At 73.2% G+C, this 19,667-nt stretch carries 12 protein-coding genes and 2 pseudogenes; 8 read left to right on the forward strand and 6 right to left on the reverse strand.

Features of this window, described 5'->3' with window-relative positions; all coding sequences use genetic code 11:
- Positions 1-47: 47 nt before the first annotated feature.
- Positions 48-1,706 carry a branched-chain amino acid ABC transporter substrate-binding protein gene (locus UK82_RS16035; protein WP_055407966.1) on the forward strand — a complete coding sequence of 553 codons (1,659 nt, stop codon included), beginning with the start codon at positions 48-50 and terminating at the stop codon, positions 1,704-1,706.
- Between the two features lie 265 nt (positions 1,707-1,971).
- Positions 1,972-3,144 carry a branched-chain amino acid ABC transporter substrate-binding protein gene (locus UK82_RS16040; RefSeq protein ID WP_173667300.1) on the forward strand — a complete coding sequence of 391 codons (1,173 nt, stop codon included), beginning with the start codon at positions 1,972-1,974 and terminating at the stop codon, positions 3,142-3,144.
- Between the two features lie 482 nt (positions 3,145-3,626).
- Here the strand turns inward: UK82_RS16040 and UK82_RS16045 are convergent, their stop codons facing one another.
- The gene (locus UK82_RS16045; protein WP_082121803.1) at positions 3,627-4,184 is read right to left on the reverse strand and encodes a PaaI family thioesterase; all 558 of its coding nucleotides are present in this window, start codon (positions 4,182-4,184) and stop codon (positions 3,627-3,629) included.
- An 817-nt stretch (positions 4,185-5,001) separates the two neighbouring features.
- Between UK82_RS16045 and UK82_RS16050 the strand changes: the two genes are divergently transcribed.
- From UK82_RS16050 to UK82_RS38155, 4 genes and pseudogenes are all read left to right on the forward strand, one after another.
- The coding region (locus UK82_RS16050) for a DNA polymerase (RefSeq protein ID WP_236706014.1) at positions 5,002-6,769 on the forward strand (1,768 nt) is incomplete at its 3' end.
- Position 6,770: 1 nt separating this feature from the next.
- A pseudogene (locus tag UK82_RS38145) lies at positions 6,771-7,656 on the forward strand (DNA polymerase); the annotation flags it as partial.
- Between the two features lie 713 nt (positions 7,657-8,369).
- Positions 8,370-9,582 (forward strand): bifunctional diguanylate cyclase/phosphodiesterase (locus tag UK82_RS38150; protein WP_236706015.1); only part of this gene is annotated, 1,213 nt, incomplete at its 3' end.
- A gap of 1 nt (position 9,583) precedes the next feature.
- A pseudogene (locus UK82_RS38155) lies at positions 9,584-10,241 on the forward strand (EAL domain-containing protein); the annotation flags it as partial.
- Between the two features lie 26 nt (positions 10,242-10,267).
- Here UK82_RS38155 and UK82_RS16060 read toward each other — a convergent pair.
- The 3 genes from UK82_RS16060 to UK82_RS16070 form a co-directional block, all read right to left on the reverse strand.
- Complete coding sequence (locus UK82_RS16060) at positions 10,268-10,822, reverse strand: hypothetical protein (protein ID WP_055407968.1); 555 nt, start codon at positions 10,820-10,822, stop codon at positions 10,268-10,270.
- A gap of 129 nt (positions 10,823-10,951) precedes the next feature.
- Positions 10,952-11,980: a M4 family metallopeptidase gene (locus UK82_RS16065; RefSeq protein ID WP_044884786.1), complete on the reverse strand. Its 1,029-nt coding sequence runs from the start codon at positions 11,978-11,980 to the stop codon at positions 10,952-10,954.
- A gap of 299 nt (positions 11,981-12,279) precedes the next feature.
- The coding region (locus tag UK82_RS16070) for a hypothetical protein (protein WP_313949814.1) at positions 12,280-13,095 on the reverse strand (816 nt) is incomplete at its 5' end.
- A 287-nt stretch (positions 13,096-13,382) separates the two neighbouring features.
- On the opposite strand from UK82_RS16070, the gene coaE reads away from it, so the two are divergent.
- A complete protein-coding gene (gene coaE / locus UK82_RS16075; protein ID WP_044884784.1) occupies positions 13,383-14,012 on the forward strand; it encodes a dephospho-CoA kinase in 630 nt (209 codons plus the stop codon).
- A gap of 43 nt (positions 14,013-14,055) precedes the next feature.
- Here the strand turns inward: coaE and uvrB are convergent, their stop codons facing one another.
- Entirely contained in the window at positions 14,056-16,188 is a 2,133-nt protein-coding gene (uvrB, locus tag UK82_RS16080; protein WP_044884750.1) for an excinuclease ABC subunit UvrB, read from the reverse strand.
- Positions 16,189-16,319: 131 nt separating this feature from the next.
- The gene (locus UK82_RS16085; RefSeq protein ID WP_044884749.1) at positions 16,320-17,876 is read right to left on the reverse strand and encodes a CdaR family transcriptional regulator; all 1,557 of its coding nucleotides are present in this window, start codon (positions 17,874-17,876) and stop codon (positions 16,320-16,322) included.
- 177 nt (positions 17,877-18,053) lie between these two features.
- Between UK82_RS16085 and UK82_RS16090 the strand changes: the two genes are divergently transcribed.
- Complete coding sequence (locus UK82_RS16090; RefSeq protein WP_044884748.1) at positions 18,054-19,424, forward strand: peptidase M50; 1,371 nt, start codon at positions 18,054-18,056, stop codon at positions 19,422-19,424.
- Positions 19,425-19,667 lie beyond the last annotated feature (243 nt).

Here is a 19,667-nt window from a genome sequence, read left to right on the forward strand (position 1 = left end):
CCGCGCGACCGTGGCGGGTCCGAGCGGGTCATGCGCGAGCGACTCTCGTGGCGGTCGTCGGCCGGATCGGGCAGTGGAGCCGGGCGCGGTGGCGCACCGGCCGGGGTCGGGCGATCCTCGCCGCGATCGTCGCTCTGGTCCTGGCCGTGCCGTCGGCGCTGGGGCTCATCCTGGCCACCGCCCTCGACAGCGACCGCGGCGCCGACGTTCGCGTGACCCGGGTGGCCACCCTCGGCGTCATGGCACCGCTGTCGGGTGATCTGTCCGCCGAGGGAACGAGCGCGCGCAACGCTGTCGCGCTCGCCGTCGAGGAGGCCAACGATTCGGGGGCGATCCCGGGTTGGCGCCTGGAGCTGTCCACCCACGACGACCTGTCCCGCCCGGACGGGGGAGCCCAGGCCGCCGACGCCTTCACCGCCAACGACCGCCTGATCGGCGTCGTCGGGCCGTTGAGCTCGCTCGTGGCCAAGGTCGCCCTGCCCGCGCTGAGTGCCGAGGGCATCCCGGTCGTCTCCCCGTCCAATGCCGACCCCACCCTCACCGGTGCCGGCATCGACCCGCGCACCCGCCCCTACCCGACCTACTTCCGGCTCGCCGGCACCGACGAGCTGCAGGCGCGGGTGGCCGCCGAGTACGCGGTGCGGACGCTCGGCCGCCGACGCATCGCCGTCGTCGACGGGGAACCCCGCTACGGCACGACGCTCGGCGGCCGGTTCGCGGTGCGTGCCGCCGCGTTGGGGGCGACGGTCACGTCGGTCTACCAGGTCCAGGGGGACGGCTCCGACGGGTCCGAGCTGGATTCGACCGTGGAGGCGATCGAGCAGGAGGCCCCCGACCTGGTCTACCTCGCCACCGGCGCGGCGTTCGCCGGGAAGCTGCGCACCCGGCTCGCCGCGTCGGGCGCGTCGATCCAGGTCATGGGCTCGGACGCGCTGCTGCAACGCCGCTACACCGACGACGCGAAGTCGGCCGCGGACGGGGACCTGATCACCAGTCTGCTGGTCCCGCCGACGAGGCTGCCGGCCGCCGGTGCATTCGTCGCCGACTACTCCCAGCGGTTCGGCGGTCCGGCGGACGACGACGGCAGCACGACCCCGAGCGGCGCCGACAGTACCGACGGGTCCGACGTCGGCGAGCGGAACCGCGAGGACGCCACCCGGACTCTGGCCGCCACCCGGACTCTGCCCGCCACCCGGACTCTGCCCGCCACCCGGACTCCGCCCGCCACCCGGACTCCGCCTGCCACCCGGACTCCGCCTGCCACCCGGACTCCCGAAGCGGCCGCGGTCGCGGGGACGGGTGGCCAGCCGGCATCGCCGCCGCGTGAGGGTCGCCAATCGGCGGCGCGGGACCCGGCCGGGAGCGGCGCCGCCGGTGGCGACGCGGCTGCGGCGCAGCGCCGGCAGGTGGCCCACGACGCCGCCGTCGAGCTCGCTCAACGTCGCGCCGAGGCCGTTCCCCCGGTGGCCGCCTACGCCTATGACGCGGCGCGGACGATCATCCGGGCGGCGGCGACAGTGCTGCCCGGCCGTCCTTCCGTCGACGCGGCCGCCCGGCACGACGTCGTGGTCGCGATCGGCCGTGGCTCGTTCGCCGGCGTCACGGGTTCCGTCGGCTTCGATCGCTGGGGGGACACGCCCACGCCGAGAGTCGCCCTCTACACCGTGCTCGGGGGCCGGTTCGTCGCCCTGACGACCTGGACCTGACCCGCCGGTCGGTTCCCGTGGCGCTGCCGGTCGTACCCGGCCGAGTGGGTGTGGCCCGCAGCCCCACGTCCACGTCCACATCCACGCCAGGAAATCACTCAAGGCTACGACACGCTCACTACGAGCTTTCCTTGGTCGATATCGCGGGCTAGGTTTCGTCGCGACAAGTCGTCGATCGGTTACCTGATTTCTTCGACGACATTTCCGGCGACTCCGGCGCCCCGGGTGCCGACACCAGCAGCGAGGTGCTGCGGAAGGACGTGTCATGAGCGGTCCTGGACGGCGATGGGCAGTGCTCGGGGCCGCGGGGGTGCTGACGGCCGTGGCCGCGCTCGGCGGGTGCGGCGGCTCCACCGCAGAGGTCGGGAAGAAGGAGTTCGTCATCGGCTTCCAGGGGCCGCTGTCCGGCGACAACCAGCAGCTCGGCATCAACGCCTACGACGGCGTGCTGACCGCCGTCGACCTGGCCAATCGACGCGATGATCTGCCGTTCCGGCTGCGGCTGGTCGCCTCGGACGACCAGGGCGACCCCGACCAGGGCCCGACCGCCGCGCAGAAGCTCCTCGACAACCCGGGCGTCGTCGCCGTCGTCGGTCCGGTCTTCTCCGGGCCGACGAAGTCGAGCGAGCCGCTCTACTCCCAGACCGGCCTGCTGTCGGTGAGCCCGTCGGCGACGAACCCGGCGCTCACCGACCTCGGCTTCCTCACCTTCTACCGGGTGATCGCCCCCGACACGGTCCAGGGCGCGGCCGCAGCCGAGTACCTGACCAAGGTGCTGAAGGCGACGAAGGTCTACTCGCTGGATGACCGCAGCGAGTACGGCACCGGCCTGTCCGGGGCACTCGAGCAGGCGCTGACCGCCCACGACGTCAAGGTCGTCCACGACGGCATCAACCCGACGAAGGACTACACCTCCCAGGCCACGAAGATCATCGGTGAGCGGCCGGACGTTCTCTACTACTCCGGCTACTACTCGGAGCTCGCCCTGCTGACCAAGGCGCTGCGCAGCAAGGGCTTCACCGGGAAGATCGTCAGTGGGGACGGGGCCAACGACGACCAGCTCATCCGGGAGGCCGGCGTCGGCAACGCCGAGGGCACGCTGCTCACCTGCGCCTGCGGGGATCCGAACAGCGATCCCGCCGCGGCCGGTTTCGTCGCCGAATACCGGACGGTCAACAGCGGGGCCCGACCGGGCACGTACTCCGGCGAGGCGTACGACGCCACCAACGCGATCATCGAGGTGCTGCGCAAGATCGGCACCGGGGCCACCCGGGAGTCGGTCGCGGCCGCGTTCGGCTCCGTGAACGTCCCCGGCGTCACCAAGCGGATCCGGTTCCGTAAGAACGGCGAGGTGGAGGGGTCGACGGTCTACCTCTACGAGGTCCGGGACGGGAAGCGGACCGTGCTCGGCCCGGTCCAGTCACTCGTCAAGCCGTGACCCCGCGGCGGACCCCGGTTCCGCCCCGCCTACCTCCGGGTCACCGGCGTCAAGCGGGCGGACCCGGAGGTGTGCCATTCGGGCCGGTGTGCAGTGCAGTTCGGGCCGGTGTGCCGTTCGGGCCGGTGTGCTGTTCGGGCCGGAGGACCCGTCGGCCGGCGGGAACGGCTGGGCCGCAGACGGGAACCAGGGTCGATCGGTCCGGTCGGGGATTCGCGCGATCGGAGACTCGATGGTGAGGCACCCGGGACCGACTTTGGTGCCGTCCGGACCTTCCCCGAGCCCAGGCGTTGTCTACTCGCCCATCCCGGGTGCCACGGGCGATGAGATTAGGGCGGTCCATGCATCTGGTCAATGCATCGGAGTGGTCCGGTGTGTCAGTTCGAGTGTCCTCCTGGGTGGGCAGGAGAACCGGAAAATACTGGCATTAGGGCGATCCATGTCCGGTTTTCGTGTCCCGGTCGGCGGCGGGCCGCTTCCGATCAGCTCGGGCCAGATGTGTTCAGGCCGGCCGGCAGTCCGCTGCGGATCATGCAGGTGAGGCGGCAGGTGCAGGTCACGCGGCCGGCGTCGTCGGTGATCCGGATGTCGTAGGTGACGAGGCTACGCCCGCCACGGATGCGGGTGGCGACGGCGGTGACGGTGCCCGAGGTCGCCGACCGGTGGTGCGAGGCGCTGATCTCGATACCGACGGCCATCGAGCCGGGCGGGGCGTCCAGGTTCGCCCCGACCGAGCCCAGCGTCTCGGCGAGCACCACGGAGGCGCCGCCGTGCAGGAGACCGTAGGGCTGTCGATTGCCCTCGACGGGCATCGTGGCGACCAGCCGCTCGGGGCTCGCCTCGGTGAGCAGGATGCCCATTTGCCGCTCGATCTCCCCGCGCGCGGCGTTGATCTGCGCGGCCAGCCGAACCGCGTCGGCTTCCTCGACGTCAGCCTCCACGACGTTGGCCTCGACGCGCGGACCCCTGTTGCCGTCCTCACCACTGCCCTGGATCGCGGCGATGTCGTCGGCCGCGGGCGCGGCATCGGCAGCGGTCATGACCGCCAGCCTAGACGACCAGCTCCCGTCGGCTGGCCGACCAACCACGATGTGTGGCCGAACCCTGGCGCCGGGCACCGGCCTCCGGCGAGGGCAGGCCCCCGACCGCCTTCGCCCCGGCCGAGCGCCAGTGGTTGGAGGTTGCTGGCGCCTCCCGCCATAGGAAAGGTCATCAGCCTCAGGCAACTCGCGGCGCGACCGGGGGTGGACCGACGGCGGGTGGCTGAGGGCGGACGGACAGCAGGACGGACGGCAGTCGGCCATGCGGTCCGGGCACGCGGTCCGGGCACACAGTGGCCCCCGCCGCGATGGACCGCCCACAGGCAACGGAACTGTCGGACGCACGGCCTAAACTCGCCGCGTGTCCGTCACCACGCCGAACTCGCCCGCCGACCAGCCGGCTCCGTCCGCCGCCGAGGCCCCGTCCGCCGCCGAGGCAGGGTCCGTTGCCGAGGCAGGATCCGCCGCCAGAGCAAGGCCCGCCGACGATGCGGGATCCGCCGGGGCCGGGTTCCCGACCGGCGCGGCGTTCGCTGCCGAGACGGGCGATGCTGTCGAGACGAGCGCCTCCGCGGCCGCTGGGTCGGCCGGTGCGGAGGAGCCCGCGGCGGAGGCTCGGCCGGCGAAGCCGCGCGGTGTCCGACGGTCCACCGCCGCGTCGACGTCGACGGCCAAGACGCCAGCGGCCAAGTCGGAGACGGCCGCGACGGCCAAGGCGAAGACGGTCAAGACGGACACGGCTGCGACGGCGAAGGCGACTACGGCGAAGTCGACCGCGGCGAAGAAGGCGGCGCCCGCGGCCGCGGTCCCGCGGCTGCTGCTGCTTGACGGGCATTCGCTGGCCTACCGCGCGTTCTACGCGTTGCCGGTGGAGAACTTCTCCACCACCACCGGCCAGCCGACCAACGCCGTGTACGGATTCACCTCGATGCTCATCAATGTCCTGCGCGACGAGAAGCCGACCCACGTGGCGGTCGCCTGGGACCTGCCGACTCCGACCTTCCGCCACACCCAGTACGCCGAGTACAAGGCGGGCCGCTCGGAGACCCCGGCCGACTTCGTCGGGCAGGTCAGCCTCATCCACCAGGTGTGCGACGCGCTCGCCGTGCCGGGGGTCAGCGCCGCCGGCTACGAGGCCGACGACGTGATCGCCACCCTCGCGACCGCGGGCGCCGCGGTGGGGATGGACGTGCTGGTCGTCACCGGCGACCGGGACGCGTTGCAGCTCGTCAACGAGCGGGTCACGGTCCTGATGACCCGCAAGGGCATTTCCGACATGACCCGGTTCACCCCGGACGAGGTGCAGGCGAAGTACGGCCTGTCACCGGTGCAGTACCCGGATTTTGCGGCGCTGCGCGGCGACCCGTCCGACAACCTGCCCTCCGTGCCGGGAGTGGGGGAGAAGACCGCCACCAAGTGGATCCAGCAGTTCGGGTCCCTCGCCGAGCTGGTGGACCGGGCCGACGAGATCGGCGGGAAGACGGGGGCGTCGCTGCGCGCCCACCTGGCGTCGGTCATCCGCAACCGTTCGCTGACCGAGCTGTCCCGCGATGTTCCGCTCCCCGTCGGACCGGACGAGCTGCGCCTGCGCCCCTGGGATCGCGAGGCCGTCCACCAGTTGTTCGACACGCTGCAGTTCCGCGTCCTGCGTGAGCGCCTCTACGCGGCCCTGGCCACCGCCCCGCCGCCCGTCGAGGAGGGTTTCGACGTCGACCTGACCACCCTCGGTCCTGACGAGGTGGCCCAGTGGCTCGACGAGCACGCCCGCGGGGTCGGCCGCACCGGCCTGCACGCCCGCGGAACCTGGGGGCGGGGCACGGGCGTGCTGTCCGGCCTCGCCCTGGCCTCGGCCGACGGCGCCGCGGCCTGGCTCGACCCGACCCAGCTCACCCCGGCGGACCTGACGGCGCTCGGCGGCTGGCTCGCCGATGCGCACCAGCCGAAGGCGGCGCACGACGTCAAGGGCCCGATGCTGGCTCTCGCGGAGTTGGGCCTGACGCTGGCCGGCGTCACCAGTGACACCGCGCTGGCCGCCTACCTGGCCCTGCCCGGCCAGCGCTCGTTCGACCTGGCCGACCTGGTCGCCCGCTACCTGCACCGGGACCTGGCCGTCGAGCCGGCCGGCAACGGCCAGCTCACCCTCGACGGCTCCGGGGAGGCGGAGGAGTCCCACGCGGACGCGGTGCGGGCCCGCGCGTGCCTGGAGCTCGCCGACGAGCTTGACGCGGACCTGGAGCGCCGTTCCGCCGCGGTCCTGCTGCGGGACATGGAACTTCCGCTGGTCACGGTCCTCGCCGGGATGGAACGGGCCGGCATCGCCGCCGACCAGGATCATCTGACCGAGCTGCAGAAGCACTACGGCGGCGAGGTCACGGCCGTCGCCGCGCAGGCCCATGAGATCGTCGGCCGGACGTTCAACCTCGGTTCCCCCAAGCAGCTCCAGCAGATCCTGTTCGACGAGCTCGGCCTGCCCAAGACCAAGAAGATCAAGACCGGCTACACCACCGACGCCGACGCCCTCGTCTGGCTCGCGGTCCAATCCGACCACCCGCTGCTGCCGGTGCTGCTGCGCCACCGGGACGTGGNCCGGCTCAAGACCGTCGTCGATTCACTGCTGCCCATGATCGATGATGTCGGCCGCATCCACACCACGTTCAACCAGATGATCGCTGCCACCGGCCGGCTGTCGTCCACCGATCCGAACCTCCAGAACATCCCGATCCGCACCGCCGAGGGGCGCCAGATCAGGCGTGCCTTCGTCGTCGGCCCCGGTTACGAGACCCTGCTCACCGCCGACTACTCGCAGATCGAGATGCGGATCATGGCGCACCTGTCCGGCGACGAGGGCCTCATCGAGGCGTTCGGATCAGGCGAGGACCTGCACACCTTCGTCGCCGCAGAGGCGTTCGACCTGCCCATCAGCGAGGTCGACCCCGAGCTGCGGCGGCGCATCAAGGCGATGTCCTACGGGCTGGCGTACGGACTGTCGGCGTTCGGCCTCGCCAGCCAGCTCGGGATCGCCCCCGACGAGGCGCGCGAGCACATGGACGCGTACTTCGGCCGGTTCGGCGGGGTGCGCGACTTCCTGCGCGGTGTGGTCGAACGGGCCCGCCAGGACGGCTACACCGAGACGATGCTCGGCCGTCGGCGTTACCTGCCCGACCTGACCAGCGACAACGCCCAGCGCCGGCAGATGGCCGAGCGGATGGCCCTCAACGCCCCGATCCAGGGCTCGGCCGCCGACATCATCAAGATCGCTATGCTGGGGGTCGACCGGGCGCTGCGGGCCGGCGGGCACGCCTCCCGGCTGTTGCTCCAGGTCCACGACGAACTCGTGCTGGAGATCGCTCCCGGCGAGTACGACGCGGTCGAGGCGCTCGTACGCGCCGAGATGACGTCGGCGTACACCATGTCGGTGCCCCTCGACGTCAGCGTCGGAGCCGGCCGGACCTGGGACGACGCCGCTCACTGAATGCCGGAAAAGCCCGCTCCGAGCGCCGCTGCGCCGATGGTCTGTATACGTTCCGGTCGGGATTTCCGCGGGCGCGCGGCGGACTATGTCCGGACATAGTCGCGTGGTCGCGGTGCAGGTTTCGGACGCGCATGTTAGCCGCTGCGCCGCACCGGCTATGTTGAAGAAAGCCTGACCCGGATCTCGTCAGCGTCGCGGGTGGTGACCCCGGCACCAGGTCACCACGGCCTGACGTGACGCGCAATTCTACGCCGGATATGTCGACCCAGCCGAATAGTCCGCCGCGGAGACCGCGGCGGAATTGGCGGTCCGGGCCACGTCCTGCGGACCGGCCGTAACGGCGGGGAGGAATGCGGTTCGTGCACAACGGTCGTACGTTCGCCGACCGCCGGCGGTTCCTCGTCGCCGCGCCGACGGGCGCCGCCGCGCTGTTCCTGCTCGCCGCGGTCCTGCCCGGCTCGCCGGGCCAGCAGCGGTGGGAGAGCTGGGTCGGCCTGCTGGTCGCGGCGGCCAACGTAGTACTGGGGCTGGTGGCGAGGCCACGCTGGAACTGGGTGCCGCCGTTCGCCGCCGCCTCGCTGGCAACCGCCCTCGCCCTCGCGCTCGCCGGAGCCACCTCCGGCAGCGACGCCGACATGTACCTGGTCTGGTTCCCCCCGCTGTGTGCGTATGTCGCCCTCGTGACGACTCCCGCGGCGATCCTGGTCATCGCCATGATCACCGGCGCGCTCGTGGCGGGCGTGGCGGCCGGCGCCGATCCGACCCAGACAGCGGGTCCCGTGTCGGCGGCGCTCTCCACGGTCGTGGCCGGAGCGGTGGTGAAAGGCCTGTTCCGGGCGGGCTTGCTGCAAAGCCACGCCGATCCGCTCACGCACCTGGCCAACCGGGCGGGCACCCTCGAACGTGGCGAGAGCGCCGTGGCGGAGATCCAGGCAGAGGGCCGGGAGGCGATCCTGGTCCTGGTCGACATCAACCGGTTCCATGAGATCAACGACGCGCTCGGGCATGCCGGCGGCGACCGGCTGCTGCAGATCATCGCGCGGACGCTGTCCGGGCTGCGGCCGATCCCGGCCTTCGTTGGCCGGGCCGGCGGGGACGAGTTCGCCCTCGTCTTCCGCGGGATGCCGGTCCCACCCACCGTCGCGACGGCCGCCAGCCGCCCGGGAGCGCCCCTGCCCGTGCCCACCGCGGCGGAGACGAAGCGGCGCCGGGTGCTCGGCCGCCGGGTCCTGCGCCAGATCCAGGGACCCTTCCAGGTCTGCGGCGTCGACGTCGAGGTGGACGCCTCCGTCGGGATCGCCGTGGCCCCCCGCGACAGCACCACCATGAGCGGGCTGCTGACCTGCGCCGACTCGGCGCTGCTGCGTGCCAAGCGGGTGGGGGAGAGCGTCGGACTGTGGGATCCCGGTATCACCGGGGTGCGGCCCGAGGAGATCGCGTTGTACGCGCAGTTGCGCACCGCGATCACCCGCGGCGAGCTGCTGCTGTTCTACCAGCCACTGCAGTCGGCATGCTCGGGTGGGATCGTCGGCGCGGAGGCGCTGCTGCGCTGGCACCACCCCACCCGAGGGCTGCTGGCGCCCGGCGTGTTCCTCCCCGTCGCCGAACGCTCACCGCTGATCGCCGATCTGACCCGCTGGGTCCTCGACGAGGCGCTGCGCCAGTGCGCCGCCTGGGCGGACGAGGGTCTGCACCTGCCCGTGTCGGTGAACCTCTCCGCCCGGATGCTGGTGCTCGACGACCTGCCCCAGGTCGTTGCCGGCTCCCTGGCGGCCCACGGACTGGCCAGCGACGTCCTCACCCTGGAGATCACGGAGAGTGCGCTGGTCACCCAGCCGGCTCGGGCGGCGACGATGCTGAGTGAGCTGCGTACGCAGGGCGTGGCGCTGTCCCTGGACGACTTCGGCACCGGCTACAGCTCGATGGNGATCCTCAAGACGCTCCCCTTCGACGAGGTCAAGATCGACCGGGGTTTTGTCGCGGATGCCCGCGGCAGCCTGCCCGACGCCGCGATCGTGCGGTCGGTGCTCGACCTGGGCCACCGGCTCGGGCTGCGGGTGGTCGGCGAGGGGATCGAGGACGAGCGCACGCTTGCGATGATGATCGACCTCGGCTGTGACCTGCTCCAGGGCGAGGCGATCTCGGTGCCGCTGCCGGCGGCGGAGATGTCCGAGCTGCTCCGCTCCCGGGCCGCCGAGGTACGGCCGTCTGCCCCGCACGCGACCCTCCCGACATCGGAACGCGCTACGGAGTGCGCCGGCGGGTTGCCCGATGCCCGATTGTCGGATGGTGGCGGGGCGCCCGGAGCCGGGGTGGCCGAGGGCGGGGTGGCCGAGGGCGGGGTGGCTGACGGCGGGGTGGCCGAGGGCGGGGTGGCTGACGGCGGGGTGGCTGACGGCGGGATGGTCGAGGGCGGGGTGGCCGGGGGTGAGGCGGCCGGCGGTGCGGGGCAGGCGGAGGCCGGGCGGTCGGGGTCACCCCCGCCCGGGGAGGCGGGAACCGCACCGGGGGGACGAGGACAGCAGCAGGGGGTGCCCGCACGGTCAGGCCGGCGCATCGGGGGTCGACCGATGTCGAGCGGCTGACCGCGCGGAGCACCACCTCGCGCGGGTCAGTTCGCGGCCGCCGTCCCCGAGGCCGCCGCCGGGGCGGTGGGCGCCAGCGATGCGCAGGCGGCCCGCGCGGTACGCCAGGTGTCGGCGTCCACGCCGGGCGGTGCCGCGGTCGAGCCCGAGCCCGCACCACTGCCGGGTCCGCCGCCGGCTCCTGGTCCGCCGCCGGTACCGGTGCCGCCGCCGTTCGGGGCGCCCGACGGCGGGGCACCGGTCGGACGAGCGCCCTGCGGCGGTGCGCCTCCCGCTGCGCCGGCACCCGGAGTCGGCAGCGTCACCCCGTTGTTCGCGAGGCAGGTCCGGTAGGCAGCCATCGCAGCCGTCCCCCCGCCGGCGGGGGGAGTCGCCCCCGTGGCGGGAGTCGCTCCCGTGGACGGGGTTGCCAACGCAGCAGTCCCCGACGAGGCCGAGCCGGCCGCCGCGTCGCTCCCGCCGCCCCCGCATCCGGCCAGCACGGCCGTCAGGGTGACCGACAGCAGCGGCAGGATGAGCCGGTGCCGCCGCGTCGCGGTGCCGCTCCGGCGCGCATACCGGGACATCCTGACGTCGTTCATGCTCCCCCTCGGTGCAGCGGGACCGCCGGTGTGCCGGCTGGTGGACACGCTGTCGGGCCCCGCTGTGGGGAGCCTGTGCCGAGGCTGGGTGTTTCCTGCGATTCGCGGGATCATGGTCCCGGGCGGGTGTCAGACGGCGATGCCGACCTCGCGCCACGCCTCGGCGACCGCCTTGCGCTCGTCCGCGCCGAACAGCACGCCGGCCTGGCGGCTCGTCACCGCCGCGAACGAGCGGAAGGTCGCGTTCGGCCGCACCTGCGGGGCGCGCAGGCTCTCGTACCAGATGCGGCCGGCCCGCTCCCACGCGTGCCCGCCGAGCGCGATCGCGGCGAGGTAGAACGCCTTGTTCGGGATGCCCGAGTTGATGTGCACGCCACCGTTGTCACCGGTCATCTGGACGTAGCCGGTCATGTGCGCGGGCTGGATGTCGTCGCCGAGCACGGGATCGTCGTAGGCGGTGCCGGGGTCCTTCAACGACCGCAGCGCTACCCCCGACACCGCGTCGGTGAGCAGCTCGTCGCCGATCAGCCAGTCGGCCTGCTCCGCGGTCTGGCCGAGCGCGTGCTGCTTCACCAGGGAACCGAAGACGTCGCTGACCGACTCGTTCAGCGCCCCGGACTGGTTGACGTACATCAGCGCCGCCTCGTCCTCGGTGACGCCGTGGGTCAGTTCGTGCCCGATGATGTCCAGCGACACCGTGAACCGCTGGAAAAGCTCGCCGTCGCCGTCGCCGAACACCATCTGCCGGCCGTTCCAGAAGGCGTTGTCGTAATGGTCGCCGTAGTGGACGGTGGCGAGCAGCGCCATCCCCTCGTCGTCGATGGAGTCGCGGCCGAACACCTCCGAGTAGAACCTGAACGTGGCACCGAGGCCGTCGTAGGCCTCGTTGGCCGCCACGTCATCGACCGCGGCCTCGCCCTCGGTGCGGACCGTCCTACCCGGCAGCGCCTCGGTGCCGGCGGCGTCCCCGACGGTGCGGCGCGGACCGGCATCCGGGTCCAGCCGCGGCGGTGCGGCGCCGCGCTGCGCGGAGCGAAGCTGGGCGTTGTGGACGCGAATCGTGCGGTGCGAGCCGTCCTGAACGAGGGTGGACAGCGCCCAGGAACGCTGGTCGTCGCTGCCGTTGCGGACGATGCGTTCGAGGATGTGCGGCGGGATGGCGCAGGGCGCGGTGGGGCGTGGGGCGGTGGTGCCCAGGGCGGTGGTGCCCAGGGCGGTGGTGCCCAGGGCGGTGGTGCCCAGGGCGGTGGTGCCCAGGGCGGTGGGGTTCGGCACGGTGAGGTTCGGCGCGGTGGGGCGGGGGCAGGGCATGGTCGACTCCGGAGGGTGGGGGCGGCGACCGGGCCGAGGCCCGGCGTGCAGCCGACGGGTGGCGTGACCCGTAGCCACCGACCCTGCTACCTGCGGCGCAGGATGTCCAGAGTGTGTTGGTGTGTCTGTATGGTGCGATTGTTGGCCTACGGCGTGTTGTTGCCATTGCCGCGAGGTCGTCTCACCGGCGCTCCGCCTCGCCGGCTGCGCCACCGCCGCAGGCCGCCCCGCGCGGCCGCCTGCGTGAGGGCCAGCGCCAGACCGCCGAGCACCAGGTAGGTCATGTGCGCGTCCAGCCAGTTCACGGCGCCGCGCATCCACGGGGCCACCGCCCGCGCCGCGGTCAGGTAGAGCGCGGCGGACAGCAGGGAACCGGGAATCAGGAACCGCAGGAAGCGACGCATCGGCACGTCACCCGCGCCGAGCGCCGCGTCGACCGCCGCGTTGGTGTTGACCAGGCAGAACCACAGCAGGGGGGTCTGCGTCCCCGGGCGGGCCAGGGCCGTGACCAGGCGGCTGCCACCGAGACGCCGCAGGAGGACCGACCGGATGTTGTTGCGCGCGAGCCCGAAGTAGCCGACGTCGACCAGGGCCCGAAAGAACGCGGCGACCAGCAGAGCCGGCACGAACGGCGCCGACCCGCCGACAAGCAGCAGGATCGCCCAGGTGGGCCGCAGCGCGATGAGCAGCAGCGGCGCCCGGCCGGCGAGCGCGGGCGCGATGGCCAGCCCCAGGGCGCCGAGCCCGAGCAGCGAACCGGTGAGCAGCACCGGCCACAACCGGTGAGCGAGCCGCTGCCCAGTCGGCATCGCCCGGGCCGAGGCGTCGCGCGGCCCCGCCCCGGTCAGGCTGTCGGCTGGCTCCCTTCCTGCCGAACCGTCGGCCGGCTGTGCCTCTCCGGAGCCGTCGATCCGCTCTGCCGCGGCCCTACCGGGCAGCCCGCCGGCGCCAGGGCCAGGACCNCCCGGGTCGGCCCGGGTGGGCACTGCCGGCCTGAGAACGGCCTGCGTCCGCCCCGTTTCGGTCGCCCCCACGCGGACCAGTCTGCCAACCGCCGCCCGCGCCGCGAAGGCGGTAGGCCGGGGTGGCCGGCGCGTGGGTTCCTGGTGGTGTCCGACGCGTGCCGGCACTACGGGCGTCGCGGCCGCAGGCTTTCGTTACCCGACCACATCGCGGTCAGATCGTGCCGAGGCTTGGGTACTGCGCCGAGGCGGCACATGTGCCGGCAGAGGCTGGCAGACTCGGCACCGTGCTCACAGTGGGTCTGACGGGTGGTATCGGGTCGGGCAAGAGTGCGGTGTCGGCGCGCCTCGCGGCCCGTGGGGCGCTGCTGATCGACGCTGACCAGATCGCCCGAGACGTGGTCGAACCGGGCACCCCGGGTCTCGCCGCGGTGCTGGCGGAGTTCGGAGCCGAGCTGGCCGCGCCCGACGGCAGCCTCGACCGCCCGGCACTCGGCCGGATCGTCTTCGCCGATGCCGCGGCCCGTCGGCGCCTGGAGGCGATCGTCCATCCGCTCATCCGGGCCGAGACCGCTCGGCGGATCGCGCAGCTCTCCCCGGACGGGATCGTCCTGCACGACGTCCCGCTGCTCGTCGAGGTGCACGCGGAGGGCAGCTACGACCTGGTGCTGGTCGTCGAGGCGCCGCGTGAGCTGCGGCTGGTGCGGCTGGAGGGCCGCGGACTGCCCCGCGATCAGGCGCTGGCCCGGATGGCCATGCAGGCCACCGACGAGCAGCGTCGCGCCGCCGCCGACATCGTCATCGACAACGGCGGCAGCCTCGACGAGCTCGACGCCCGCCTCGACGAGGTCTGGCAGGAGCTGCTGACCCGCCGCGACGCCCGCGCCGCCGAACACCCCCCGGCCACCACCCCGTAGCCCCCGGCCCGGCCTGGCCGGGCGGCGGGACCGGCCGCGCGGGCTACTGCACCCCGGCGGCACCCATGCCGCGCAGCTCCTTCTTCAACTCGGCGATCTCGTCGCGCAACCGGGCCGCCAGCTCGAACTGAAGCTCCTTGGCCGCCTCGTGCATCTGGTCGTCGAGCTGGCGGATGAGCTGCGCCAGCTCGTGCGAGGGCATCCCGGCGAGCTCGGCGGCGTACCGGCCGACCGTGCCCTGCGCCCCGCCCCGGGACTTCATCCCCGGCACCGGCGCCTTGCCACGCGACTGCGACCGTCCGCCCCCACCGATCAGCTCACCGTCCGCCGACTCGCGGACCATGTCGTCGAGGATGTCGACGACCTTCTTGCGTAGCGGCTGCGGATCGAGGCCGCGTTCGGCGTTGTAGGCCATCTGCTTCTCGCGACGCCGGTTCGTCTCGTCGATGGCACGGTGCATCGACGGGGTGATCGAGTCCGCGTACATGTGCACCTGGCCGGACACGTTGCGGGCGGCGCGGCCGATGGTCTGGATCAGCGACTTGTCGGAGCGCAGGAAGCCCTCCTTGTCGGCGTCGAGGATGCTCACCAGCGACACCTCGGGCAGGTCGAGACCCTCACGCAGCAGGTTGATCCCGACGAGCACGTCGAAATCCCCGCGACGCAGCTCGGTGAGCAGCTCCACCCGGCGCAGGGTGTCGACCTCGCTGTGCAGGTAGCGCACCCGGATGCCGAGTTCGAGCAGGTAGTCGGTGAGATCCTCGGACATCTTCTTGGTCAGCGTGGTGACGAGGACGCGCTCGTCCCGCTCCGCGCGCAGCCGGATCTCGTGGACGAGATCGTCGATCTGCCCCTTCGTTGGCTTGAGCACGACCTCCGGGTCGAGCAGCCCGGTTGGCCGGATGATCTGCTCGACGACGCCGTCGGCCCGGCCCAGCTCGTAGGGGCCCGGCGTCGCCGACAGGTAGATGGTCTGGCCGATGCGTTCCAGGAACTCCTCCCACCGCAGCGGCCGGTTGTCCATCGCGCTGGGTAGCCGGAAGCCGTGCTCGACGAGGTTGCGCTTGCGGGACATGTCGCCCTCGTACATCCCGCCGATCTGGGGGACGGTGTTGTGCGACTCGTCGATCACCAGCAGGAAGTCGTCGGGGAAGTAGTCCAGCAGGGTGTGCGGCGGGGTGCCGGCGTCGCGGCCGTCGATGTGCCGGGAGTAGTTCTCGATCCCGGAGCAGAAGCCGACCTGGCGCATCATCTCGATGTCGTAGGTGGTGCGCATGCGCAGCCGCTGCGCCTCCAGCAGCTTGCCCTGGCGCTCCATCGTCGCGAGGCGCTCGTCGAGCTCCGTCTCGATCCCGGCGATCGCCCGCTCCATCCGCTCCGGGCCGGCGACGTAGTGCGTCGCCGGGAACACGAAGATCTCCTCCACCTCGCGGACGATCTCCCCGGTCAGGGGATGCAGGTAGGTCAGCCGCTCGATCTCGTCGCCGAACATCTCGACCCGCACGGCGAGCTCCTCGTAGACCGGGAACACCTCCACCGTGTCGCCGCGGACCCGGAAGGTCCCCCGGGTGAAGGCCAGGTCGTTGCGGGTGTACTGGACGTCGACGAAGCGGCGCAGCAGCAGGTCCCGTTCGATCTCGTCGCCGACGCGCAGCCGCACCATCCGGTCGATGTACTCCTGCGGCGTGCCCAGGCCGTAGATGCAGCTCACGCTCGCCACCACGATGACGTCACGCCGCGTGAGCAGGCTCATCGTCGCCGAGTGCCGCAGCCGCTCGACCTCCTCGTTGATCGAGGAGTCCTTCTCGATGTAGGTGTCGGTCTGTGCGATGTACGCCTCGGGCTGGTAGTAGTCATAGTAGGAGACGAAGTACTCGACCGCGTTGTGCGGCAGCAGCTCGCGGAACTCGTTGGCGAGCTGCGCGGCGAGCGTCTTGTTCGGGGCCATCACGAGCGTCGGCCGCTGCAGGCGCTCGACGAGCCACGCCGTCGTCGCCGACTTGCCGGTGCCGGTCGCGCCGAGCAGGACCACGTTGGTATCGCCGGCCTGCACCCGCCGGGCCAGCTCGTCGATCGCGGCGGGCTGGTCGCCCGACGGGGAGAAGTCGGACACGACCTTGAACGGGGCGCGCGTCCGCTCGATGTCGAGGCTGGGCCGTTCGAACGTTGTGCTCACGCCATCTAGAACACCACAGCCCTCCGACAGTTTCCGACCGGTCGCCGGCGGCTCGCCCAGCCGGCCCTCGCCCAGCCGGCCCTCGCCCTGCCGGCCCTCGCCCTGCCGGGCGTCTTGCCCTGCCGGCAGTCTCACCCGCCGGCTGGGTTCCAGCCGATCAGCCGGGCGCCGAGCACCGCCGTCTGCAGGACGTACCGGTCGGTCGGGGAGGTCGGGTCGTGGCGGGTCAGGGCGTGGATGCGGTCGAGTCGGTAGGTCAACGCCCGCACCGACAGGTGCAGTCGGCGCGCCGCGGCGAGCGCCACCCCGCCGGTGGTGAAGTAGGCGTCGAGGGTGTCGATCAGCGGGCCGGCGCCGCTCCGGGCGGCCCGCAGCGGTGAGAGCACCGCCTCGACCAGCTCCGCCAGCGCCTCCCGGTCGCGCAGCAGGACCTTGTAGATGAGCAGGTCGTCGGTGTGCACGACGGCCCCCTCCAGCCCGAGGCGGCCGGCGAGCTCCGCGGCGCCGCGGGCCTCCTCGAAGCCGATGCGGACCCCGGCGACGCCGCTGCGCGCGCGGCCGACCCCCACCCGCCACAGCAGGCCGGGCTCGGCCCGCAGCCGGCGGGTCAGTGCGGCCATCGCGGCCGGGGCCTCCGGCGTGGGCGCGAACGCGGGCAGCGGGGAGAAGCCCGCGCCCACGGCACCCGACTCGTCCGCCCGCCGCCGGCCGGGCGGGCGGCTCCCCGCAGCCGCCGCGGCCCGGGCCCGCGACCCCGGTGGTCTCGGCGGCCCGGCGGCAGCGCCCCGCGCCTGCCCGGCTGCAGCGCCGCCGGCGGCGTCCGCCCCGGCCGCCGGATGGCTGGCCGGGGTACGGCCGCGAACGGGCGGCTGCCGGCCGCGGGCCAGGTCGCCCTGCTCGGGCACCACGCAGACGAGCAGGCCGTCGCGGGTCGCGACCAGCGGATCGGTGAGGCTGTGCTCGCGCAGGAGGGACTCGGCCGCGCGGGTCAGTGCCCGTCCGTCGAGGAAGCGCCGGTTACCGGCGACGACCAGGACGGTGTGCGGCGCCTCCAGCCGCAGGCCGAACGCCCCGGCCCGCTCCAGCAACTGGCCCACCGCCGACGTGCCGGTGAGCAGATCATCGACGAGTTCGCGGCGCAGCGCCTCCTCGGAGCGCGCCCGGGCGGTGCGGGCCGCCTCGTAGCCCTCGCAGACGGCGGCGACGGCGTCGTCGCTGGCCCGCAGTACCGCGGAGGCGGCGGCGCGGGTGCGCGAGACCGCCCCGACCGAATCGCCGGCCGAGCGCAGCGGGTGGGCGAGCTGCCCCGACGCCACCGGCTCGCTCGACGCCCTGGTCAGCCCGCGGGCGGCGCGGTCGGCGGCCCGCACCGCGGGCAGCGACGGCCACACCCGCCAGGTCGCCGAGAGGTAGAGGTCGACCAGGGCGCGCAGCGACGCCCCGGACTCCGCCGCCGCCTGGCCGAGGCCGCGAAACGCCTCCAGCTCCGCCCGGGTCAGCCGCCGCCCGCTGTCCGCCGCCGAGGCGAGGACGTCGAGGTAGTCGCCGAGCAGGCCGGCATGCAGCCGGGAGTCGGCAGCCGCGAGCACGGCGGCGCGGGGGAGCCGGGTCAGGCTCGTCTCGGGCAGACCGGCCGGTGCGTCGTCGTCGACCGCGGCCGTCCCGGCCGGTTCGTCCGCTTGGTCCATCCACCCGCCTCCCGCCCCTGATTGCCGAGCCTCGGCAGCGAAATCATAGGCGAAGTCGCAGAGTCCGTGCGGTGTCTGCCGGGACGTTGAAGGGCACGCTAGACGTTGTGCATGTGTAGCACCCGGTCGTCAACGCCGGCCGGGGAACTGGGAAACGGGAGAGGAGTCTGAGCGGACATGACCACCCACGACGCCACCAGGCGGGGAGGGTTTCCGCCGATCACGGTGCGTCCGGGACTCGCCGTCTCGGTGGCGGTCGTCACCGTCCTGCTCGCCGCGATCACGCTGCCGGCCACCGTGCCGGACCGGCCCGACTTCGCCTACCTCTGCGGCGGGCTGATCGGCGCCGGCCTGCTCATCGGCATCATGCTGGGCGCGGACCTGAGGCGGGCCCGGGCCGCCCGCCGGGCCGGGCTGACCGTCGTCGGCATCACCCTCGGCGCCTTTGGCAGCCGCCTGACGGTCGCCCTCGGCGGCCGTGACCGGGGCAGCGCCGACGCCGGCGCGACCCCCGCGGGTCGTCCGGCAGCCGGGTCGGCCGCGCCCACCGGGCGTTCCGGAGCAGCCGGTTCCCCGGGCACGTTCGGCGCGGGCGGCGGAGTCGACGTCGTTCTGCCGCCGGCCACCGGCCCCGGGAAGGCGGCCACCGGCCCGAGGTTCGTCGAGTCGGGTGCCGACGTCCGCGCCGAGGCGCAGGTCGCCCGCGCGGGGCTCACCGTGACCGCCCTGGCCGGCGCGCTGCTGGTCACCCTCGGCGCGCTGGCGCCGGCGGGGACGCTGGCCCTGGCCGGCCAGGTGGCCCTCTGGGTCGGTACGTTCGCGCTGCTGGTGACCTTCATCGACGTGCTGCCCAGCCCGCGCAGCTCCGGTGGGCGGCTGATTGCCGCGCGGGTGCTGCGCCGCACCGGCAGCCGGGAGCGCGCCGAGCAGGCCGTCGCCCGGGCCGGCGTCATCAGCGGCTGGTCGTTGATCGCCGTGGGTGCCGCGGGCGTGTTCCTCGTCGGCTTCGTGGGGCTGTGGGCGGTGCTGCTCGGCTGGCTGGCACTGGGTGCGTCCCGGCTGGCGCAGTCCCAGCAGCGCACCCACGCCGCACTGGAGGGCCTGGTGGCGCGGGACGTCATGAGCCCGGCGCCGCCGGCGCTGTCGTCCTGGTCGACCGTGGACGACGCGCTCCACGACGTGGTGCTGCCCGCCCACCGCGCCGTCTTCGGGGTCGAGGATTTCGACGGTTCGCTCGCCGGAGTGGCGCTGCTGCGCGACCTCGCCGCCGTCCCGATGGACGACCGCGACCTCGCCCGGGTCAACCGGGTCTGCATCCCACTGTCCATGGTCGCGACCGCCGCGCCGGACGACGCGGTGGCAGACCTGCCCGCGAGGCTGCTCGAACGGCCGGCCGCCGGCTGCGTCGTCGTGATCGAGCCGGCGGCGGACGGCAACCCCCGGATGATCGGCACCGTCGGCCCGGTCGAGCTCAGCCAGGCGATCGAGACGGCGCCGCTGCGCGGGCGGGGCGCCCGGCCGGTGCGGCCCGGCAACCTCTGGCGCTGATCCCCCTCCGGCGCTGATCCCGCCGGCGGGCAGCCCGCCCGGCCGGTTCGCCCCCGGCCACGCCCCGGCCGGATCTCCACGTGGGATCCGGCCGGGGGACACCGGGACCGCCGTACCTTCCGATAGTTACTGAGAGTTAACGATTCGTCGCTTCACGCTCATCTCGCTGATGGTGTGGCGCGCGTAAACGTGCTCTGACCGGCCGCTGGCAACGGCGCCCGGCCGGTCAGAGCGACACCTTCC

The sequence above is a fragment of the Frankia sp. ACN1ag genome (genome assembly GCF_001414035.1).
In the GTDB taxonomy this organism is placed as follows: Bacteria; Actinomycetota; Actinomycetes; order Frankiales; family Frankiaceae; genus Frankia; species Frankia torreyi.

What these genes read in the sequence shown, in the direction of transcription:
- UK82_RS16085 (WP_044884749.1), bottom strand. Translation starts at nt 17,876, where the DNA reads ATGGACCAAGCGGACGAACCGGCCGGGACGGCCGCGGTCGACGACGAC.
- UK82_RS16040 (WP_173667300.1), top strand. Translation starts at nt 1,972, where the DNA reads ATGAGCGGTCCTGGACGGCGATGGGCAGTGCTCGGGGCCGCGGGGGTG.
- UK82_RS16060 (WP_055407968.1), bottom strand. Translation starts at nt 10,822, where the DNA reads ATGAACGACGTCAGGATGTCCCGGTATGCGCGCCGGAGCGGCACCGCG.
- UK82_RS16045 (WP_082121803.1), bottom strand. Translation starts at nt 4,184, where the DNA reads ATGACCGCTGCCGATGCCGCGCCCGCGGCCGACGACATCGCCGCGATC.
- UK82_RS16090 (WP_044884748.1), top strand. Translation starts at nt 18,054, where the DNA reads ATGACCACCCACGACGCCACCAGGCGGGGAGGGTTTCCGCCGATCACG.